Raw genomic sequence first — 20,240 nt, 5'->3', positions numbered from 1 at the left:
ACGCTTGCCGAACGCTGCTGTCCGCCGGCCTGGTGGTTCGAGCGGTGCGCACAAAACCCGATCCCATCTCGAACTCGGCCGTTAAACGCACCAGCGCCCATGGTACTGTGTCTCAAGACACGGGAGAGTCGGTCGCCGCCAGGCCTGCCAACAGCAGAACACACACCAACACAACACACGTTCCCTCGACACGATCGACACCACGGCCGGTCCCAGACAGGACCGGCCCCGGCGCGGGGTGGAGCAGCCCGGTAGCTCGTCAGGCTCATAACCTGAAGGTCACAGGTTCAAATCCTGTCCCCGCAACCAAAATTCGCTAACGATCAACCCGCCGGGCGCGCTGCCCGGCGGGTTTTTCGTGCGCTCAGCAGGAGGGGGTCTTGCGCAGGATCCGCGTCATCGGCATCGGCACCGGAAATCCGGAGCACCTCACCTTGCAGGCGGTGCGCGCACTCGAGGCCGTCGAGGCCGTGTTCGTCCTCGACAAGGGCGCGGGGAAGGCCGACCTCCTGCGCATCCGGCGCGAGATCTGTGAGCGCTTCATCCCGAAGCCCTATCGGTTCGTGGAGGCGCAGGATCCGGAGCGCGACCGCGAGCCCGCCGATTACGCCGCCGCCGTCGAGGCGTGGCACGCCGCCCGCGCCGCGCTCTACGAGGCGCTGATCGAGCGGGAGGTCGGGGAGGGGGCGTGCGGCGCCATCCTGGTCTGGGGTGACCCCTCCCTCTACGATTCGACCCTGCGCATCCTCGAGCGCATCGTCGCCCGCGGGCGACTTGCCCTATCCTACGACGTCGTCCCGGGCATCACGAGCGTGCAGGCCCTGGCGGCCGGCCACCGCATCGCCCTCAACCGGATCGGCGGCCCGGTCCACATCACGACCGGCCGCGCCCTCGCGGACGGCCCGCCCCCGCGGGCCGACAGCACCGTCGTGATGCTCGACGGCGATCCCCGCTTCGACCATCTCGATCCGGACCTGACGATCTACTGGGGCGCGTATCTCGGCATGCCGGAGGAGATCCTCCGGACGGGCCGGCTCGGTGACGTCGGCGCGGAGATCCGGCGCGTACGCGCCGAGGCGAGGGCCCGCCACGGCTGGATCATGGACACCTACCTGCTGCGCGCGCCGGAGACAGGCCCCGAGACCGATTGAGGCCCGGCGCGACCGATCCGCCACGGACGGGACGCCCGATCCCGCGCTAGACGGCGGCATGCTGCAGCTTCGGGATTACCAGCGCGCCAGCCTCGATGCGCTCGACGCCCATTGGCGCGGGGGAGGGCGGGACGGCCTCGTCGTCCTGCCCACGGGGGCCGGCAAGGCCTTCGTCATCGCCGCCCTCGTCCGGGAGACCCTGGCGCGCGCTCCCGCCACGCGCGTCGCCATCGTCACGCACAGCCGTGAGCTGATCGCTCAGAACCATCAGGAACTCCTCGCCCATTGGCCGGAGGCGCCGGCGGGCATCGACTCGGCCGGGCTCGGGCGGCGGGACTCCGGCGCCCGTGTCCTGTTCTGCGGCATCCAGTCGGTGTGGAGCCGGGTCGAGGCGATCGGCGCCCGCGACCTCGTCGTCGTCGACGAGGCGCATCTCATCCCGCGCTCGGCCGAGACTCGTTACGGCCGCTTCCTCGCGGGCCTTCGCGCCCGGCGCCCCGAGCTTCGGGTGGTCGGCCTGACCGCGACGCCCTACCGGCTCGATTCCGGCCGTCTCGACGAGGGGGAGGGGCGGATCTTCGAGCGCATCGTCTACGAGGCGAATGTCGGCGACCTGATCCACCGAGGCTATCTCAGCCCCCTCGTCTCGAAGGCGACGTTCACGGCCCTCGACGTCTCGGGTGTGGCCAAGCGCGGCGGCGACTACGTCCCGAGCGCCCTCGATGCGGCGGTCAACCAGGATTGGATCACCCGCGCCGCGGTCGAGGAGATGGTGACCTTCGGGGAGCGGCGCCGGGCTTGGCTCGCCTTCTGCGTCAGCCTCGCCCATGCGGACGCCGTGCGGGACGCGGTTCGAGCCCACGGCCTCACCTGCGAGACGGTCTCCGGCGAAACCGGCAAGCGCGAGCGCGACCGCATCGTGCGGGCCTTCCGCGAGGGCCGTATCCGCTGTCTCACCTCGGTCGGCGTGCTGGCGACGGGCTTCAACGTGCCCGCAGTCGATCTCGTGGCGCTGCTGCGCCCGACCCAGAGCACCGGCCTCTACGTGCAGCAGGTCGGGCGCGCCCTGCGCCTCGCGCCGGGCAAGGCGGACGCGCTGATCCTCGATTATGCCGGGCTCGTGCGCATGCATGGGCCGGTCGACATCGTCACCGCCCGTACGGCCGCTTCAGTGCGGGGGCGGGAAGGCGAGGTGCGCGCCAAGCCCTGCCCCGGTTGTGGCGCCCTCATCGCCCTGAACGCCAGCACCTGCGAGGCTTGCTGGGTCGAGGAGGAGGCCGAGACCGAGCCGAAGCACGAGGCCGTGGCCGACGACGCGCTGCCGATCCTGTCGCGGACGGTTTCGGCCTGGACCCCGATCGAGGGTTGGACTCTTCGGGCCTGTCCCGGCGCGGGCGTCACGGAGAGCCTCGGGTTGAGCCTGCGCCGGGCCGATGGTGGCCGTCACGAGCTCCGGCTTGACCTCGAAGGCAGCGGCTACGGCCGCGAGAAGGCGGTCCGCTGGTGGCGCGGCCTCGGCGGCGGCCGCGACGCGCCGCTCACGGTCGCCGAGGCGCTGGGCCGAGCGGACGAGATCGCATGCCCCGTCGCCATCCGGATCCGCGCCAGCGGCCGGATCGCCGAGAGTGTCGAGCTGCGCTTCGCGGACGGGCGCAGCTTCGCGGACCTGCGGCGGACCGACGGGCTCGCGGCCTGACGGGGCGGGGCAGGGGGCTCAGGCCCCCTCGCCCGGTGCCGCCTCTGGCCGGAAGAACAGGCCGGCCTTCAGGCTGTCGCCGATGCGGTGGGCTCGCTCGACGAGAGCGGCGGCGGTCTCGGGCTCGAACGTCTCGCCCGCCGTCTGCTCGAACAGACCGAGCCAGCGGGTGAAGTGAACGGGCTCGAGAGTGCCGAGGGCAAGGTGCTTCCCGAAGGGATTTCCCTTGTAGCGGCCGGACTTGAGCAGAACCGAGGACCAGAAGTCCCGGATCACCGCGAGATGGGCCGGCCACGCCGCATCGGGAATCGCCCGGGCGAAGACCGGACCGATCAGGTCGTCCTGCCGCACCTTCGCATAGAATGCGGCGAGGAAGGCCGACAGGCTCGCCTCGCTGAGGGTGGCACGCGGGCCATCACGGGCTGGGATTCGGCTCACGCGCGCCATTCCTGCTCCCCGTCGGTTCGGCCTCGGCCCGTACCGGGGCAGGGGAGATGCGCCCTCCCCAGGCCAAAGCCCTGCGGCGTTTCGACCATTCGGGCAATCGAGATTCGACCGGCTCGATTTCGGGGAGGCGCGTATCCGCGCCCGAGGCTCGGCAACTCCTTGACGCCGCTGAGGTCCCACCGGCGCGGCCTGCCAAGCGCCTGTTTCCGATCGGCCTGTCGAGAGGACCGAGCGTCGCAGGAGGGTATAAATTGCGGGTCTGCAGCATCGGAACCCATGAGGGTAACAATTGTTGTTTGCTCAGCGACGTGACAGCGTCGTTCTGCAAAATGGAGACTCGTAATGGCGAACAATCATCAGCAGAACAACGACAGAAACACGCATAACAATACGGAAAAGAACAACAAGAATACCGGAACTCCGCATCAGGGAAGCGTTCAGCACTCGGATGACGGCCGCCTGAAGGAGAATCGCGACAAGGGCGTGCATCGGGGCGACAAGGAGTGACCGACCGGCTCTAACACGTCCGGATCGGGGAGGGCCGCTGTCGAGGCGGCCCTCCTGCCTGTGTGGCATCCGGACCGGATCCGCAGAGTGGCGTTCGGAAACCCCTGGACCGCCACCGCGGCAAGCATCCCCGAACACGGAGATCCAGGCCCCCTACCCGACGATCCCAGACCTTCAAGTTCCATAATATATCTTATGCGAACGCATTCAAAAGGCCTTCGGCTGGGCTTTCCGGTGCTCCTCCGGGTCACCGCACCGAGACTTTCACCTCCGACTCGAAGCCCGTCCCGTCCGGGTTGATGAGGAAGATCCGGTAGGTGTCGAGGCCCTCGAACCCCTCCTCCGACTCGTAGACCATCTTCAGGCCCGGGACGCGCTTGGCATTGCAGGCGGCGAGCGGCGAACCGGCCGCGTAGCGCGGAAAGGATTCGACTTCCGAGAAGCTGACCTTGCCGTGCTTAGGCGGCGCCAGCAGCCGAACCACGATCGGTCCCTGGGTGCTGCAATCCGGGAAGAGCGCGGCGAAGAAGCCGATGCTGCGCGCCTCGCCCTTCGGCACGACCCGCATCAGCGGCAGCACTGGCGGAGCCTGCGAGGCCGGGGCGCCGGCCGGCGCCTGAGGGCCGGCCGGATCCGGCTCGGCCCGGGCAGAGCGCGCGGAGGCTGCTCCCAGGAGAGCTGCGAGCAGGGCGAGGGACGCGAGGCGCATGCTGGTCTCGTTCATGGGAGACGCGACCGGCTCCGGGCCGACCGTCCGACCTGTATCCGCCGGCCGGAGGCTCCTTCGCAAGCGGGCGAGGGCACCCGTCACTCCGCCGCCTGTGCCCTCTCACCCGCCGGAAGCCCCCTCGCCTCACCGAGCCCCCTGCCCTCGTCGGCCCGGAAGCGGCCGTAGCGGAGCGCGAGGGTCGGCAGGATCAGGAGGTTGAGGAGCGTCGAGGTCACGAGACCGCCGAGGATCACGATCGCCATCGGGCCCTCGATCTCGCGACCCGGCTCGCCGGCTCCGAGCGCCAGCGGCAGAAGGCCGAGGCCGGTGACGAGCGAGGTCATCAGGATCGGCACCAGCCGGTCCGCCGCGCCCTCGATGGCGGTCTTCCCGTCCCAGGCGCGGCCCTCGACGCTCACCAGATGCTCGTAGTGCGAGATCATCATGATGGTGTTGCGCAACGAGATGCCGAACAGGGTCACGAAGCCGACGATCGAGCCGAGCGAGAGCACGCTGCCGGTCAGCGCCACGGCAAAGACCCCGCCGACGAAGGCGAAGGGCAGGTTCACGAGGACGAGGACGAGGTTGCGCAGCGAGCCCGTAATGACCGCGAGCAGCAGCACGATGCCGAGGCCGGCGAGCCCCGAATAGGTGAGGAGGTCCCGCCGCGCCCGCGCCTGCGCCTCGGCCGAGCCCGCGAAGGAGACGTAGACGCCCTGGGGCAGGCGCACCTCGCGGGCGATCTTGCGCTGGGCGGCGGCGACGAAGGAGGCGACGTCGCGCCCGACCACGTTCGCCGTCACCGCCTGGACGCGCTGCGCGCCCTGGTGCTGCACTTGGTAGCGGCCGGACGTCTCGTAGATGTCGGCCACCTGCGACAGGCGGATGTAGCTGCCGCCGGGCGTCCGCAGGGGCATGTCGCCGACGGCGGTGAGGCGCGCCCTCACCCCCGCATCGAGGATGACGATGACGTTGAAGACGGCGTTGCCCTCGTAGGACTGGCCGACGATGTCGCCCTGGTAGGCGGTGCGCACCGCCTCCAGCACCTCGATCGCGTCGAGGCCCCAGTGGCGCAGGTCGTTCGGGCGCAGGGACACGTTGATCTGCGGCAGGCCGGCGGGTGAGGCCTGCTGGATGTCGCTCGCGCCGCGCACCTCGGCGAGTTCCCTGGCGACCTCGCGGGCGGCGGCCTCGATCCGGTCGAGGTCGTTGCCGATCACGTTGACGACGACGGGGGCCGTGAACCCCGAGACCGTCTCCTCGATGCGCTCGGTCAGGAAGGTCTTGAGCGAGAAGGCGGCGCCGGGAAACCCCGCCATCAGGGTGCGGATCCGCGTCTCGACCGTCTTCTGGCCGGCGCCGTCGAGGCCGGATACGAGGTCGATGTGGATCTCGCTGTAATGCGTGCCCGCCGTGTCCTGCCCGGCCTCGGCGCGGCCGATCTGCGAGGCCACGGCGCGGATGCCGGGGATCGCACGGAGCTCCCCCGTGATCTGCACGCCGAGGCGCTGGGATTCCTGCAGCGAGGTGCCGGGCGCGGCCGCCATGTGCAGGATGAGGTGGCCCTCCTTGAGGTCCGGCAGGAAGGTGCCCCCGAAGAAGGGGGCGATGCCGGCGCCGACGAGCGTCAGCACGAGGCCGCTGGCGATGACGAGGCGCGGGTGCCGGTTGATGCGGGCGAGGAGGGCGGCGTAGGCCGCCCGCGACCAGCGCATCGTCGGCGGCTCGCGGGTGTCGGCCTCGCGCCGCCCCGTCAGGAGCAGCATGGCGAGGGCCGGCGTCACCGTGAGGGCGACGCCGAGCGAGGCGACGACCGCCAGGATGTAGGCGAGGCTCAACGGGCCGAACAGGCGCCCCGCGACGCCGGAGAGGGCGAGCACCGGCAGGAACACGAGGAGCACCGCGAACGTGGCATAGGCCACCGCCGTGCGAACCTCCAGGATCGCATCGAGGACCACCCTCCCCTCGGGCCGCGGGCCTCCGAGGCGCCGGTTCTCGCGCAGGCGCCGGACCACGTTCTCGACGCCGATCACAGCATCGTCGACGACCTCGCCGATGGCGATGGCGAGCCCGCCCAGCGTCATCGTGTTGAGGCTCTCGCCGAAGGCCGCGAGCGCCAGCACCGCGACCATCAGCGAGAGCGGGATGGCGAGCCCGCTGATCACGCTGGTGCGCCAATCGTAGAGGAAGACGAACAGGACGACGATGACGAGAAGGCCGCCGAGAGCCAGGGCCTGAAGCACGTTGGCGTTGGCGACCGCGATGAAGTTCGCGGGGCGGAAGAGGTCGGGCCGGAGTTCCACGCCCTCGCGGGCAAGGGCCGGCGCAAGGTCGTCGAGGGCCGCCTCGACCCGGGCCGTGACCTCGCGGGTGTTGGCGCCGTACTGCGCGCCGACCATCAGGAGCACGCCGGGCTTGCCGTCGATTAGGGCCGCGCTGATCGGCGGCTCGGGAGCGGCCACGACGTTCGCCACGTCGCCGAGCACGACGCTCGCGCCGCCTTCGTTGACGAGGACGGTGCGGGCCACCTCCTCCGGGGTGAGGGACTGCCCCTCGGTCTGGAGCGCGATGCGCTGGTTGGCCGTATCGACGAAGCCGGCGCCCCGCACGCCGGTCGCCTTGCGGGCGGCCGCGAGCACGTCGTTGATGCCGATCCGGAAGCGGATCAGGTCGTTCGGGCGGACCTGCACCTGGAGCGAGCGCACGCCGCCACCGTAGACCGAGACCTGGGCGATGCCGGGCACCGCGAGGAGCCGCAGCCGCACCGTCCAGTCGGCGATGGTGCGCAGGTCGAGGCTTGAGCGCCGCTCCGAGGTCAGCCCGACGAGGAGCACCGTGCTGGTGGACGAGGTGAGCGCCGTCATGGCGGGCGGCATCACCCCCTGCGGCAGGCGGCCCGCGAGCGCCGCGAGGCGCTCCGAGACGAGCTGGCGCACCCGGTAGATGTCGCTGCCGCGCCCGAAGGTGACGGTGATGACGGAGAGCCCCTGGATCGAGGAGGAGCGCAGGGCCTCGATCCCCGGCAGTCCGTTGACCGAGACCTCGATCGGCTGGGTCACCAGCACCTCGACCTGCTCGGGATTGAGGCCGGGCGCCTCGGTCTGGATCACCACGGAGGGCGGCGCGAATTCTGGAAACACGTCGTACTGGGCGTCCCCGAGGCTCAGGGCGCCGAAGCCGAGGATGGCGAGCGCCAGCGCCAGCACGACTCCACGGAAGCGCACGGCAAAGGCGACGAGGGCTGCCTGCGGGCCGGAGGGAAGCTGGCCCACCTCAGTCGTCGTCCACGCCGCCCGAGACCTGGAGCAGGCTCTTCATCTCCTCGGAGAGGAGTGCCTGCCCACCGCGCAGGACGATCTCGGTCTCGCCGGTCAGGTCCTCGACGACGTAGGCATCGTCCGCCATCGGCGGGTCGGACTTGATCGGGTGGCGCACGAAGGCGTTCTCGTCGAGGCCGCGATAGACCCAGGTGCCCCCCTGCCAGTGCACCACCGCGTCCTCCGGCACCAGCACGCCCGTCACCGTGCGCTCGGCGGGCACGAAGGCGAGCGTGCTCATGCCGGGCAGGAGCCCGCCGTCGCCGGCCACGATGAAGTAGAAGCTCTGGCCCTGGACGCGCTGGTCGGTGCGGGTCGCCGGCGAGACGAAGCGCAGGGACACGCGGCTCGATTGCGGCGGCACCTCCGCGAAGGCCGCGCCCGGCATCCCTTTCAGGGTCTCGCCCGGCGGCAGGGTGACCTGCATCAGGAAATCCTCCCGCTCGATCAGCCGGGTGACGAGGGGTGTGCGCTCGACGATGGCCTTGCCGATCACCGGCCCCCATTCCTGCTGGGCGGTGGCGGCGAGCGTGCGCAGCTGCGATTCCGCGGCCATGAGGGCGGCTTCGTCGGTCTGGAGCGTACCGCTCGTGGTCTCCACCTGCACCGGCGTCGCGTACTGCCCGAGATTCTTCGCCCGGCGGAGAGCGCTTCGCGAGATCTCGACCTTGGCCTGCGCGGTCTGAAGCTGGGCCCGTGCCGTGGCGTAGGAATTGGTGAGCTCCGTCACCCGGGCGAGGTCAAGGACGCTGCCATAGGCCTGCAACTCCTGGCGGTGCGGCCTCGCCGAGACGCGCGCGGTCTCCAGGCCGAGGCGGGTCCGCTCCTCCGGCTTGATCCGCACCACCGTGCGACCGTCCTCGACCGCGGTGCGCGTCGCGGGCAGGTGAGGGCGCTCGGGAGGCGGGGGAGCGACGCGGGCGCGCCAGAGGGCGAGGAGGGGTTCCGTCTGCTCGCGGAGTTGCGCGGCGTAGGGCGCACCGCCCTCCGAGACGGCGAGGGCGCCCAGCGCGACGCCGAGGATTGCGAGCCCGATGAGCAGGTTGGGGCGCCGCCGCCGCTCTTCCAAAGCCGCCTCCCCTGCTACTGCGCCGCCACCGCGGTGCGCGGTCACGATTTTCCGGTTCTGCCCGGATTTGATTGCCGAATCTACCTGGAATTTGATCCGTGCGGGGTCTCTCCGACCCCTGTCCCCTATCATAGCGTGTCGGTGGGATGTTGGAGTGAGGCTGATGCGGAATCAGCCCGCGAGCGGCATCTCGATCCGGAACTGCGCCCCCTGCCCGCTCTGCGGCGTCATGATCGTGCCGCCGAGCTGGCGGACGAGGTTCGCCACGACCCGCATGCCGAGGCTGCGCGAGGTTCGGCCGATGTCGAAATCCGCAGGCAGCCCGACCCCGTCATCCGCGACGGCGAGGAGGAGGCGCGCGCCCGCGCGCTCGGACCGGATCCGGATCTCGCCGCCGCCCTGCGGGTAGGCGTACTTGATGGCGTTGGTGACGAGTTCGTTGACGAGGAGGCCGAAGGGGATGGCCCGGTCGGCGGGCACGTTGACCGGGTCTGCCCGGCAGACGAGCCGGTGGCCGGGCGCCCCGCTCTGGAGGTTCGCGCAGAGCGTCTCGAGAAACAGCGCGAGGTCCACCTCGCCGGGCTCGGAATGGCGCCAGAGCTGGTCGTGGACGCCCGCGATCGCTTCGACGCGGGTGCGCGCATCGATGAGGGCGCGGCGCACGTCCTCGCTCTCCGAGCCCTTGGCCTGCAGGGCGAGCAGGCTCGCTACGATGGTGAGGCTGTTCTTGACCCGGTGGCTCATCTCCCGGGCCAGCAGGTCCTGCCGGGCCAGCGCCGCCTTGAGGAGCCCCTCCGTGCGCTGGCGCTCGATGGCGCCTCCGAGCAGGTTGGCGAAGCCCTGCATGAAGGCGATGTCGGCCTCCTCGAACATGCCCTCGCGGCTGTCGTCCACTTCGAGCACGCCGAAGGCGCCTTCCCGGTTCTCGATGATCACGTTGATCGCCCGGCGGATGCCGTGCTCCGCCATGAGCTGGGGCGTGCGGAAGCGGGTCTCGTTCTCGAGGTGGTTCGAGATGACGGGCCGCCCCGTCTTCAGGGCGAAGCCCGCGGGAGAGGCGAGGTCGGCGCCGACGCGCGCCGTGCCGATCACGTCCGGCCCCCAGCCGATGCCGGCGCGCACCAGCAGCATGTCCTCGCCCCGCAGGTACTCCAAGGCCTTGCAGAATTCCGCTCCCATCCCCTCCGCGCAGAGCTCGGCCGCCCGCTGCAGCAGCCGGTCGACGTCGTCGCCGCGCAGGGCCTCGACCCCGAATTCGGAGAGAATGGCCTGCTGGTGCAGGCGGATCGCCGGGTCGGAGCGGCCACTATCGGCAGGCTTCGCGGGGGCGGTCTCAGTCGCGGGAGGGGCGTGGGACATCGGCGTGGGACATTGGGGCGTGGGACATTGGATTGTGCTGGGCGGGTGGATGCGCGCCGCGCGATGCTTTGCGGGACCGGCGCGGCGGGATGAGGGCAGCGGAGCCGTCCGCGCCCCGTTCGGGCCTTGCGGGAACGCCGTTCCTTCACAGACCCGTGAACGACGGGCCGGCCCGGTGGTCTCCCGGGTACGCCGAGCTACTTGAAACCGTTCCAGACAAGCAAGCCCCCTGCCCGCCTCCTTCCCCGGCAGGCCCCCACATCCGATCCGAAGCGACGGAGCCCCGGAAGCCGCATGAGCATCCCCATCACGCTGACCGTGAACGGGTCGGCGCGCGAGATCCACCTCGACGATCCCCGCGTCACCCTGCTCGACCTCCTGCGCGAGCGCCTCGACCTCACCGGCACGAAGAAGGGCTGCGACCGCGGCCAGTGCGGCGCCTGCACGGTGCTCGTCGACGGGCGCCGGGTGAATGCCTGTCTGGCGCTCGCCGTCAGCCTGGACGGCGCCGAGATCCTCACGATCGAGGGGTTGGCTCGGGGTGGCGAGCTCCACCCGGTCCAGGCCGCGTTCCTCGCCCATGACGGGTTCCAGTGCGGCTTCTGCACGCCGGGCCAGATCATGAGCGCGGTCGGCCTGATCCGCGAGGGCTGGGCGGGGAGCGATCACGAGCGGGTGCGCGAGGCGATGAGCGGGAACATCTGCCGCTGCGGCGCCTACCAGGGCATCACGGAGGCCGTGCTGGCGGCGCAAGAGACGATGAAGGCGGAGGACGCGGCGTGAACCGGTTCGATTACGTCCGCGCCGGAAGCGTCGCCGAGGCAGTGGCCGCTTCCGCCGCCCCGGGGGCGGCCTACCTTGCAGCCGGCACCAACCTCCTCGACCTCATGAAGGGCGGCCTCGCGACGCCCGCGACCCTCGTCGATATCACCCGCATCCCCGGCCTGTCGTCGATCGAGAGCCTGCCCGACGGAAGCACCCGGATCGGCGCCCTCGTGCGCAACAGCGACCTCGCCCACGATGCGGGCTTCGCCGCCCGCTACCCCGCCGTGGCGGAGGCGCTCCTCTCCGGCGCCTCGGCGCAACTGCGCAACGCCGCGACGACGGCCGGCAACCTGATGCAGCGGACCCGCTGCCCCTATTTCTACGACCCGGCCAGCGCCTGCAACAAGCGCGAGGCGGGGGCGGGATGCGCCGCGATCGGCGGCGAGACGCGGCTCCACGCGGTGCTCGGCTTCAGTGAGGCCTGCATCGCCGTCCACCCGTCCGACCTCTGCGTGCCCCTCGCCGCCCTCGATGCCGCGGTCGAGATCGAGGGGCCGAAGGGCACCCGCACGGTGCCGCTGACGGAATTTCACCGCCTGCCCGGCGACGCACCGGAGCGCGACACGGTGCTGGAGCCCGGCGAGCTGATCGTCGCAGTGCGTCTGCCGCCGGAGGCCGCGGGTTTCTCGGCCCACGCCCGCTATCTCAAGATCCGCGAGCGCACCTCCTACGCCTTCGCCCTGGTCTCGGCCGCCGCGATGCTGCGGCTCGACGGAGGGCGGATCGGAGCGGCCCGGCTCGCACTCGGCGGCGTCGCCCTGAAGCCCTGGCGGGCGAGAGGTGCGGAGGACCTCCTCGCCGGCCGTGAGCCCGATGCGACCGCCTTTCGAGAGGCGGCCGAGGCGGCCCTCGAGGGCGCCCATGCCTCCGGCGAGGCCAACGCCTTCAAGATCGAGCTCGCCCGCCGGGTCGTCACCCGCGCGCTGCAGCGCGCCCTGGCCGGCACCCCGGAACGGGTCCCGGCCCTGCCCGCGAGCCCCTTCGCGGACGCCCCCGCCTCCCGCCGAGCCCTCCCCCAAGCGTTCCCCCAAGCCGGAGCCACCGCCCATGTCTGAGCGCGTCCGCCACGGGGCCGCCATCGGCGCCGACCTCACCCGCCTCGACGGGCCGGACAAGGTGACGGGAGCCGCCCGCTACGCAGCCGATTTCCGCTTCGACGGCCTCCTCCACGCGGTGATGGCGGTGAGCGGCATCGCCCGCGGGCGCGTCACCGGCCTCGACGTCACTGCGGCCGAGGCGCATCCGGGCGTCGTGCGGGTGATGACGCCGGCGAACGCCCCGAAGCTCGCGCAGTCGCCCGACGCGAAGGACGGCCCCTTCGCCTTCAAGCTGGACCTCCTGCAGGACGACGGCGTCCGCTACGCCAACCAGCCGGTCGCGGTGGTGATCGCGGAGACCCTGGAGGCGGCGACCGAGGGCGCCCGCCTCCTCGCCCCCCGCTACGCGGCGGAGGACGTGCGGGTCGGCCTCGACGGCGAGCCCTTCGTGCCGGAGGCGGTAGGCCCCGGTGCGCCGACGCGGGCCGGCTACGGCGACGTCGCCGCGGGGCTCAGCGCCGCCCACACCCGGATCGAGGCGACCTACGAGACCGCCGCGCAGTACCACAACGCGCTGGAACCCCACGCCGCGGTGGCGTCCTGGGAGGGTGACCACCTCACCCTCTACACGCCCTCGCAGGCCCTCGCGATGGCGACGGGTCGGATCGCGGCCCTGTTCGGCATCCCGCCCGGCAACATCCACATCGTCTGCCATTACCTCGGCGGCGGCTTCGGCTCGAAGGCCCTCGTCACGCCGCCCCAGTTCCTCGGCATCATGGCGGCCCGCCTGGTCGGGCGGCCGGTGAAGCTCGTGACGCGGCGCGAGCAGATGTTCGGCCCGGTCGGCCACCGCGCCGCGACGCGGCAGACCCTGAAGCTCGGGGCGGAGGCGGACGGCACTCTCACGGCCTGGGACCATCACACCCTGACGCAGACGAGCCGCTACGACGACTTCATCGAGCCTTCCGGCATCATCTCGCGCAACCTCTACGCCTCCCCTGCCCTCGCCTCGACGCACGAGGCCGTGCGGGTCGACATCGCGACGCCGATCTTCATGCGCGCCCCCGGCGAGGCCTCGGGCAGCGTCGCCATCGAGAGCGCGCTGGATGAGCTCGCCGCCGAGCTGAACCTCGACCCGCTGGAACTGCGGCTCAGGAACTATGCCGAGGTCGAGCCGGTCTCGAAGAAGCCCTTCTCGTCGAAGGCTCTGCGGGATTGCTACGCGCGAGGGGCCGAGCGCTTCGGCTGGGCCTCGCGGCCCAAGGCCCCACGCCAAATGCGCAACGCGGACGGGCTCCTGGTCGGCTGGGGCATGGGAACGGCGACCTACCCGGCCTCGATGTTCCAGGCCGAGGCCCGGGCCGTGATCCGGGCCGACGGCTCCGCCCTGGTCGAGACGGCGCAGCACGACATGGGCCAGGGTGCCTGGACGAGCCTCGCGCAGATCGCCGCCGACGGGCTCGGGCTCCCGCTCGACTCCGTGACCCTGAGCATCGGTCACAACCGCCTGCCCAACGGCGGCCTCGCAGGCGGCTCGACCGCCACCGCCACGGCCGGCACGGCACTCCACACGGCGGGACAGGCCGCGATCGCGGCGCTCGCCGAACTTGCGGTGAACGATCCCGCCTCCCCGCTCTACGGGGCCGGCAACGCGGGCGTCGTCTCCGCGGGCGGGCGCCTCGCGCGCCGGGACGATTCCTCTCGCTCCGAGAGCTTCTCGGAGATCCTCGCCCGGGCCGGGCGCGACAGCGTCGAGGCCAGGGGCACGGGCGCCAGCGACCCCGCCGCCAAGAAGGCCTATGCCATGCACGCCCACGGCGCCGTCTTCGCCGAGGTGCTGGTCGATCCCGATCTCGGCCAGATCCGCGTCTCGCGGCTCGTCGGGGCCTTCGCGGCGGGCCGCATCGTCAACCCGCGCCTCGTGCGCAGCCAGTATTACGGCGGCATGATCTGGGGCGTCTCCTTCGCGCTCCACGAGCACGCGGCGATGGATGCCCGCACGGGCCGGTTCCTCAACAACAACCTCGCCGAGTACCACCTGCCCGTGAACGCCGACATCCCCACGATGGAAGCGATCCTGGTGCCGGAGGAGGATCCTCACGTGAACCCGCTCGGAATCAAGGGCGTCGGCGAGATCGGCATCACCGGCACGGCCGGCGCGATCGCCAACGCCGTCTGGCACGCGACGGGGGTGCGGGTGCGCGACATCCCGATCACCCTCGACAAGGTGCTGGGCTGAAGCGAGGCCGGGCGCTGCTCATGCGCCCGGCAGGAAGTATAATCCTCGCGCATTCGAACCATTATTCCTGTCTTGGTGTGATGAGACACAGGAATATTCCCGGATTCGGGATTACATCGCCGGGAATATCATCGTAACGCAGCGCACATCTGTTTCGGAAAAGGGGATCTATTGCTCTTCCTCGGAGTGCGGGACATCGTCCTGTCACGAAACATCTTGAGGAAGGAACAGACCGGATGAAGCGCTTCGTGGCCGTGCCTCCGTTCGCCGCCCTCGCGAGGTCCCGCGCCGCACGGGCCGGGGCAGGCGGCAGCCCGTACCCCGCCGGCGATGCGTTCGTGAGATCTCACGTCGGCGATCCCGGCCACGATCCGCGCTGCCTCCGCGCGGCGCGAGCGCGGCACCGGCTGGATGCACTACCGGCCCCTGCCTCCGGACGATGCCGGCCTCCGCGCCCTGCCGCGCGCCGGGCCGCCTGCGCGGCGGGTCCGGCCGTGAGGCCCGTCCGCTGACGCGGAGGGGCGGACGACGAGCGACGGGTCTTCGATCCCGGCACGGGCGCTGAGACGTCGGGCGCTCCGCGCCGCAACCGGCCCCGGGGCCTCGTTAATGCCGGGCACGGGCCACCCGAGCATCCCGGCCCGGCCGATCGCCATCAGGATTGCGAGGTCCATCAACCGGAGCCCCTTCGGCTCCGGACCGGGCGGACGCGTGTCCGACCGCCGACCCCGCACGTCACCGCAAGACTTTCATCACGAGAGGATCGACGTGGACACCATCATCCAGGGCATCTCCACCTTCCGCGGCACCGTCTTCCCGGGCCAGCAGGCCGTCTACGAGCGGCTGGTCCGCGACGGGCAGAGCCCGAAGGCCTTGATCATCGCCTGCGCCGATTCCCGGGTGGCGCCCGAGCACATCACGCAGGCGGGGCCGGGCGAATTGTTCGTCTGCCGGAACGCGGGCAACATCGTGCCCCCCTTCTCCCAGCAGAACGGCGGCGTCTCCTCGGCCATCGAGTACGCCGTGGTGGCGCTCGGCGTCCGCGACATCGTGATCTGCGGCCATTCCGATTGCGGCGCGATGAAGGGGCTGATGACGCCCGAGGCGCTGGCCGCCATGCCGAACGTCGCGGCCTGGCTCCGCCACAGCCACGCGGCGAGCCGGATCGTCTGCGAGGCCTATCCGGACGACCTCGACCCGAAGGACCATCACCGGGCGCTGGCCCTTGAGAACGTGGTGGTGCAGCTGAACCACCTGCGCACGCATCCCAGCGTGGCGGCCGGCCTCGCCAAGGGAGAGCTGCGCCTGCACGGCTGGTTCTTCGAGATCGAGACCGGGGCGGTGCTGGCCTATTGCGGCGAGAAGGGCCGCTTCCTCCCCGTCGAGGAGGCCGACGAGGCGAACCTCCCGGTGGCGCAGGCGCCGGGCCCGCGCGTCGCCGCCCCCGAGATCGCCCTGCCGCTGGCGGCGGAATGAGGGCGGCTCCGATGCAGCGCATCCTCCCCCTCTCGCGCGAAACCCTCGCGCGGGACCTGCCCGCTTCCTTCGTCGTCTTCCTCGTCGCCCTGCCGCTGTGCATGGGCATCGCCATCGCCTCGGGCGTCCCGCCCGAGCGCGGCCTCATCACCGGCATCATCGGCGGGATCGTGGTGGGCCTGCTCGCCGGCTCGCCGCTCCAGGTGAGCGGCCCGGCAGCGGGGCTCGCCGTCATCGTGTTCGAGTTCGTGCGCGCGCATGGGCTCGGCATGCTCGGGCCCGTCCTCGTCCTAGCCGGCCTCCTGCAGATCCTCGGCGGGATGCTCCGCGTCGGCGGCTGGTTCCGGGCGATCTCGCCGGCGGTGGTGCACGGCATGCTCGCGGGGATCGGCGTGCTGATCGTGCTGGCGCAGTTGCACGTCCTCACCGATGCGAGCCCGAAGGCGGGGGGCCTCGACAACCTGATCGCGATCCCGCGGGCCTTCATCGAGGTGATGAGTCTCGACCGGTCGGGCAGCCTCGCGGCCGTGGCCGTGGGCCTCTGCACCATCGCGGCCATGGTCGGCTGGGAGCGGTTCCGGCCGGCGCGCCTGAGGCTCCTGCCCGGCGCCCTCGTCGGCGTGCTAGCGGGCACCGCGCTCGCTGCCCTCGCCGGCCTCGCGGTCAAGCGCGTCGAGGTGCCGGAGGCGATCTTCGGCGAGCTGGCGCTGCCCCTCTCCGGGGACTGGGCGCGGCTTGCCGAGCCGACCATGATCGTGGCGGCGCTGACGCTCGCGGTGATCGCGAGCGCCGAGAGTCTGCTCTCGGCCGCGGCGGTCGACCGGATGCACGACGGGCCGCGCACGGCCTACAACCGGGAGCTCGGCGCTCAAGGGGCGGGCAACATCCTCTGCGGCCTCGTCGGCGGCCTGCCGATGACGGGCGTGATCGTGCGCTCCTCGGCGAACGTCCAGGCGGGCGCGGCGACCCGCGCCTCGGCGGTCCTGCACGGCACCTGGATCCTGGCCTTCCTCGTCGCCCTGCCCTGGATCCTCACGCTCGTGCCGACGGCGGCGCTCGCCGGCATCCTCGTGGTGACGGGCTGGCGGCTCGCGAGCCCGGCCCACGCCCTGCACCTGCACGCCCGCTACGGTCTCGCCACGGTCGGGATCTGGCTCGCCACGATGGTCCTCGTCGTGACGATGGACCTCCTGACCGGCGTCCTCACGGGTCTGGCCCTCAGCCTGCTGCAGGTGGTGCCGTCGCTCCGCAAGGGCGCGTTGCGGGTGGAGAACGCGGCCGCGCCCGAGAAGGCCGGCGTGCCGGAGGTGCGCCTGTCCGGCGCGGCGACCTTCCTGCAGCTGCCGCATCTCAATGCGGCCCTGGAGCGGACGCCCGCGGGCGGCGCGGTCCGGCTCGCGGCCAACGACCTGACGGACATCGATCACACCTGCCTGGAGATGATCGAGGACTGGGCCTCCCGGAAGGCGGCCTCGGGCACCCGGATCGAGGTGGTCGGCGGTTCCGGTGCCCTGCAGGACAAGCTCGCCGCGGCGGTCGCGGCGCCGCAGAAGGACTGAGGCCGAGCGGGCGCATCGGTGAAGCCCGGTGCGCCCGTCCCGGACTCAGGCCTCGGCGCTCAGGACCTCCGCGATGAACGCCGATTTGGCGGCGCGATAGGTCTCCATGGCTCCTCCCGCGTGACGGAGCTTGAGCGCGTTGTAGGCCGCCACGAGGCCGGGCTCCGCGCGGAGCCGGTCGCGGAACCGGGTGAAGACGTCGAATTCCGATTCCCTCACGACGAGTTGGAGGCCGAGGGACGGGTCCGAACCCGCGTCGGCGAAGGCGCGGAAGGTCGGTGTCGCCACCGACCCCGCATTCGGTGCGAAGCGACCGGCGAGGATCCTGCGGCAGGTTTCGAAATCCTCCGGCCGGACCCGGATCGCGACGTCGAGATCGCCCTTCGTCAGGCAGAGCGGGATCGCCGTCGCGCCGACATGCTCGATCGCGCTGCCTGGCGGCAGAACCGCCCTGAGATCGCCCGCGACAGCCTGGAAGAGGGCGTCCGCCCGCTGCCTCGCCTCGTCGAGCAGCGCGGCGGGGACGAGCCTCAGCGCCTCCGACATGACGGCCCGGGCCTCACGCCCCTCGCCCACCGGCGCGGCCCGGTACGGCGCGAGCCAGGAGAGGCCGCCTTCCGTTCCCGACCGGGGATTGTACTCGCAGCCCACGAAGCCGGCATAGCCGAGGCGGTCGAGCTCGCCGAACAGGAAGGCCTCGTTGAGCTCGCCGGTGCCGGGCTCCGCCCGGTCCGGCACGCTCGCCACCTGCACGTGGCCGATCAGCGGCATGAGCCGGGCGAGCCGCACCGTCAGGTCGCCGTGCAGGATCTGGGCGTGGAAGAGGTCGAGCTGCAGGCAGAGATTGGCGTGGCCCTCCGCCCGGAGCGCGGCGACGCGCCCGGCCGCCCAATCGACGTCGTCGAGGAAGTAGCCCGGCATGCTGCGCCGGTTGATCGGCTCGATCGTCAGGTCGAGCCCCTTCTCCGCGAGGCGCCCGGCGGCGTGGCGCAGCGCGCGGTCGTAGGCCGATCGCGCGCTCGGATCCGCCCGCTCGGCGAGGCCCGCCATCAGGTGGAGGCGCGGCACGCCGGTGACCTCGGCATAGGCGAGCGCCCGCTCGACGCCCTGCGCCACCGCCTCGAAGCGGCCGGGGATCGCGGCGAGCCCGCGCTCGCCGGCCGCCCAGTCGCCCGGGGGCATGTTGAAGAGGGCGAGGTCGAGCCCGCTCAGGCGCAGCGCCCGCGCCACGGCCTCCGGCGCATGCTCGTAGGGGACCAGGAACTCGACCGCGGGAAAGCCGGCGTCGCGCGCCGCCGCGAAGCGGTCGAGGAAGGGATGCTCGGTGAAGAGCAGGCTCAGGTTGGCGGCAAAGCGCGGCACGGGGCCCCGCGCCTCAGCCGGCCCGGGCGAGCCGGCGGGCGCCGCCGAAGCGGTTGAGGAAGCGCGGCTCCTTCTCGGGGGCGATGCGGACGGCGAGGTGCAGCTCGCCCCCGTCGACCGTTCGCCGGTCGAGCACCTCGGCGTTCTCGTAGAGCCAGTTGAGCGAGGCGCCGTCCTCCGGCGGCAGGATCACCGCGAAGGTCGAGCGGCTGCGGGCGATGCGCGCCTCGATCCGGCTCATCAGAACGGGGAGCCCCTCCCCCGTCAGCGCCGAGACGAGGACGGGTGCGGCGCTGTCGCGGTCGTTGCGGCCGGATTCGCGGGCCATGGCGCTGAGGTTGAGCAGGCGCGTACGCTCGGCCTCGTCGAGGAGGTCGGCCTTGTTCCAGACCTCGATGATGCGGTCGGCGCGGTCGCCGATGCCGAGTTCGTCCAGCACCTCGGCGACGTCCTCGGCCTGCGCCTCGGTGTCGCCGTGCGAGACGTCGCGCACGTGCAGCAGGATGTCGGCCTCGATCACGTCCTCCAGGGTCGCCCGGAAGGCGGCGATGAGGGGCGTCGGCAGGTCGGAGATGAAGCCCACCGTGTCCGACAGGATCACGGTCTCGCCGTGGGGGAGCTTGGTGGCCCGCGCCGTCGGGTCGAGGGTCGCGAACAGCATGTCCTGCGCCCGCACCTCGGCCTTGGTGAGGGTGTTGAAGAGCGTCGACTTGCCGGCGTTCGTGTAACCGACGAGCGCCACGATCGGGTAGGGCACGCGGGCCCGGCTCTGCCGGTGCAGGCCGCGGGTGCGGGTGACGGCGTCGAGATCGCGCTCGATGCGCGTCATGCGCTCCTGGATCAGGCGCCGGTCGGCCTCGATCTGGGTCTCGCCCGGGCCGCCGAGGAAGCCGAAGCCGCCGCGCTGGCGCTCGAGGTGGGTCCAGGAGCGCACGAGGCGGCTGCGCTGGTAGGCGAGATGGGCGTGCTCCACCTGCAGCCGCCCCTCCCGGGTCGAGGCGCGCCGCCCGAAGATCTCCAGGATCAGGCCGGTGCGGTCGATGACCTTGGCGCCCCAGGCCTTCTCGAGATTGCGCTGCTGCACCGGGGAGAGGGCGCAATCCATCACGACGAGGCCGATCTCCTCGGCCTTGATGAGACCCGCGAGCTCCTCCACCCGCCCCTTGCCGAGATAGGTCGAGGGCCGGATCTTCTGCAGGCTCAGGCCCGTCGTCTGCGCCACGTCGAGGTCGATGGCGGCCGCGAGGCCGGCCGCCTCGTCGAGGCGCGCCTCCGCCGACCGGGCCGCCTGCCGGTCGGGGGTGCCCGCGGCCAAGCCCGCGGCGCGGGTGAGATAGGGACCGACCACGAGGGTCTTCGTCGCCGACGCGATCTCGCCCTCGGGGGCAGCCATCGCCTGCAACCGGGCTTCGCCGGGGGGTAGCGTCTCGCTCATGAGTCCTTCGTCGGATCGTCAGGCCGCATCATCCCCCCGTCGCCCCTGGAGG

The 20,240-nt window shown here is 71.7% G+C and carries 15 protein-coding genes, 1 tRNA gene, 1 rRNA gene and 1 pseudogene; 10 read left to right on the top strand and 8 right to left on the bottom strand.

Annotated elements, in window-relative coordinates; all coding sequences use genetic code 11:
- Window positions 1-28 precede the first annotated feature (28 nt).
- The 4 genes from rrf to E1J50_RS18205 all read left to right on the top strand — a co-directional run bounded on the left by rrf (window position 29) and on the right by E1J50_RS18205 (window position 2,847).
- Window positions 29-144, top strand: a 5S ribosomal RNA gene (gene rrf / locus E1J50_RS18220).
- A gap of 88 nt (window positions 145-232) precedes the next feature.
- Window positions 233-309, top strand: a tRNA-Met gene (locus tag E1J50_RS18215).
- Window positions 310-380: 71 nt separating this feature from the next.
- A complete protein-coding gene (cobF, locus tag E1J50_RS18210) occupies window positions 381-1,151 on the top strand; it encodes a precorrin-6A synthase (deacetylating) (RefSeq protein ID WP_132255256.1) in 771 nt (256 codons plus the stop codon).
- A gap of 58 nt (window positions 1,152-1,209) precedes the next feature.
- Window positions 1,210-2,847, top strand: coding sequence for a DEAD/DEAH box helicase (locus tag E1J50_RS18205; RefSeq protein WP_132255255.1), 1,638 nt, complete (start codon window positions 1,210-1,212; stop codon window positions 2,845-2,847).
- Window positions 2,848-2,865: 18 nt separating this feature from the next.
- Here the strand turns inward: E1J50_RS18205 and E1J50_RS18200 are convergent, their stop codons facing one another.
- Entirely contained in the window at window positions 2,866-3,285 is a 420-nt protein-coding gene (locus E1J50_RS18200) for a group III truncated hemoglobin (RefSeq protein WP_342635916.1), read from the bottom strand.
- 351 nt (window positions 3,286-3,636) lie between these two features.
- On the opposite strand from E1J50_RS18200, the gene E1J50_RS27450 reads away from it, so the two are divergent.
- A complete protein-coding gene (locus E1J50_RS27450; RefSeq protein WP_165937909.1) occupies window positions 3,637-3,801 on the top strand; it encodes a hypothetical protein in 165 nt (54 codons plus the stop codon).
- A gap of 247 nt (window positions 3,802-4,048) precedes the next feature.
- Here E1J50_RS27450 and E1J50_RS18195 read toward each other — a convergent pair whose 3' ends face one another.
- The 4 genes from E1J50_RS18195 to E1J50_RS18180 all read right to left on the bottom strand — a co-directional run bounded on the left by E1J50_RS18195 (window position 4,049) and on the right by E1J50_RS18180 (window position 10,255).
- Window positions 4,049-4,525 (bottom strand): hypothetical protein, encoded by a 477-nt coding sequence (locus E1J50_RS18195; protein WP_132255253.1) that lies wholly within the window; start codon window positions 4,523-4,525, stop codon window positions 4,049-4,051.
- A gap of 83 nt (window positions 4,526-4,608) precedes the next feature.
- Window positions 4,609-7,782 (bottom strand): efflux RND transporter permease subunit, encoded by a 3,174-nt coding sequence (locus E1J50_RS18190; protein WP_132255252.1) that lies wholly within the window; start codon window positions 7,780-7,782, stop codon window positions 4,609-4,611.
- 1 nt (window position 7,783) lies between these two features.
- Window positions 7,784-8,941, bottom strand: coding sequence for an efflux RND transporter periplasmic adaptor subunit (locus E1J50_RS18185; protein WP_245516631.1), 1,158 nt, complete (start codon window positions 8,939-8,941; stop codon window positions 7,784-7,786).
- 126 nt (window positions 8,942-9,067) lie between these two features.
- Window positions 9,068-10,255 (bottom strand): sensor histidine kinase, encoded by a 1,188-nt coding sequence (locus E1J50_RS18180; protein WP_132255251.1) that lies wholly within the window; start codon window positions 10,253-10,255, stop codon window positions 9,068-9,070.
- A 294-nt stretch (window positions 10,256-10,549) separates the two neighbouring features.
- Between E1J50_RS18180 and E1J50_RS18175 the strand changes: the two genes are divergently transcribed.
- The 5 genes from E1J50_RS18175 (at window position 10,550) to E1J50_RS18155 (ending at window position 17,391) form a co-directional block, all read left to right on the top strand.
- Window positions 10,550-11,038 carry a (2Fe-2S)-binding protein gene (locus E1J50_RS18175; protein WP_132255250.1) on the top strand — a complete coding sequence of 163 codons (489 nt, stop codon included), beginning with the start codon at window positions 10,550-10,552 and terminating at the stop codon, window positions 11,036-11,038.
- The gene (locus E1J50_RS18170; protein ID WP_132255249.1) at window positions 11,035-12,135 is read left to right on the top strand and encodes an FAD binding domain-containing protein; all 1,101 of its coding nucleotides are present in this window, start codon (window positions 11,035-11,037) and stop codon (window positions 12,133-12,135) included. Before E1J50_RS18175 ends, E1J50_RS18170 begins: the two co-directional genes overlap by 4 nt.
- Window positions 12,128-14,356 (top strand): xanthine dehydrogenase family protein molybdopterin-binding subunit, encoded by a 2,229-nt coding sequence (locus tag E1J50_RS18165; RefSeq protein WP_132255248.1) that lies wholly within the window; start codon window positions 12,128-12,130, stop codon window positions 14,354-14,356. Before E1J50_RS18170 ends, E1J50_RS18165 begins: the two co-directional genes overlap by 8 nt.
- 768 nt (window positions 14,357-15,124) lie before the next feature.
- A complete protein-coding gene (locus E1J50_RS18160) occupies window positions 15,125-15,832 on the top strand; it encodes a carbonic anhydrase (RefSeq protein ID WP_132255247.1) in 708 nt (235 codons plus the stop codon).
- An 11-nt stretch (window positions 15,833-15,843) separates the two neighbouring features.
- Window positions 15,844-17,391, top strand: coding sequence for a SulP family inorganic anion transporter (locus E1J50_RS18155; protein ID WP_425374946.1), 1,548 nt, complete (start codon window positions 15,844-15,846; stop codon window positions 17,389-17,391).
- 45 nt (window positions 17,392-17,436) lie between these two features.
- On the opposite strand, the gene E1J50_RS28155 is transcribed toward E1J50_RS18155, so the two are convergent.
- From E1J50_RS28155 to hflX, 3 genes and pseudogenes are all read right to left on the bottom strand, one after another.
- Window positions 17,437-17,937, bottom strand: a complete 501-nt coding sequence (locus E1J50_RS28155) for a GrpB family protein (RefSeq protein WP_165937910.1) — start codon at window positions 17,935-17,937, stop codon at window positions 17,437-17,439.
- 39 nt (window positions 17,938-17,976) lie between these two features.
- Window positions 17,977-18,753 (bottom strand): annotated as a pseudogene (gene otnI, locus E1J50_RS28150) (2-oxo-tetronate isomerase); the annotation flags it as partial.
- A gap of 13 nt (window positions 18,754-18,766) precedes the next feature.
- Window positions 18,767-20,188 carry a GTPase HflX gene (hflX, locus tag E1J50_RS18145; protein WP_132255244.1) on the bottom strand — a complete coding sequence of 474 codons (1,422 nt, stop codon included), beginning with the start codon at window positions 20,186-20,188 and terminating at the stop codon, window positions 18,767-18,769.
- Window positions 20,189-20,240: the final 52 nt, after the last annotated feature.

The sequence above is a fragment of the Methylobacterium segetis genome, assembly GCF_004348265.1.
In the GTDB taxonomy this organism is placed as follows: domain Bacteria; phylum Pseudomonadota; class Alphaproteobacteria; order Rhizobiales; family Beijerinckiaceae; genus Methylobacterium; species Methylobacterium segetis.
The sequence above is the reverse complement of the archived record's forward strand: the minus strand, read 5'-3'. Positions and strand labels throughout refer to the sequence as shown.

Coding starts and splice junctions, on each gene's coding strand:
- E1J50_RS18205 (WP_132255255.1), top strand. CDS start 1,210: ATGCTGCAGCTTCGGGATTACCAGCGCGCCAGCCTCGATGCGCTCGAC.
- E1J50_RS18165 (WP_132255248.1), top strand. CDS start 12,128: ATGTCTGAGCGCGTCCGCCACGGGGCCGCCATCGGCGCCGACCTCACC.
- E1J50_RS28155 (WP_165937910.1), bottom strand. CDS start 17,937: ATGTCGGAGGCGCTGAGGCTCGTCCCCGCCGCGCTGCTCGACGAGGCG.
- E1J50_RS18175 (WP_132255250.1), top strand. CDS start 10,550: ATGAGCATCCCCATCACGCTGACCGTGAACGGGTCGGCGCGCGAGATC.
- E1J50_RS18155 (WP_425374946.1), top strand. CDS start 15,844: ATGCAGCGCATCCTCCCCCTCTCGCGCGAAACCCTCGCGCGGGACCTG.
- E1J50_RS18180 (WP_132255251.1), bottom strand. CDS start 10,255: ATGTCCCACGCCCCTCCCGCGACTGAGACCGCCCCCGCGAAGCCTGCC.
- E1J50_RS27450 (WP_165937909.1), top strand. CDS start 3,637: ATGGCGAACAATCATCAGCAGAACAACGACAGAAACACGCATAACAAT.
- hflX (WP_132255244.1), bottom strand. CDS start 20,188: ATGAGCGAGACGCTACCCCCCGGCGAAGCCCGGTTGCAGGCGATGGCT.
- E1J50_RS18195 (WP_132255253.1), bottom strand. CDS start 4,525: ATGAACGAGACCAGCATGCGCCTCGCGTCCCTCGCCCTGCTCGCAGCT.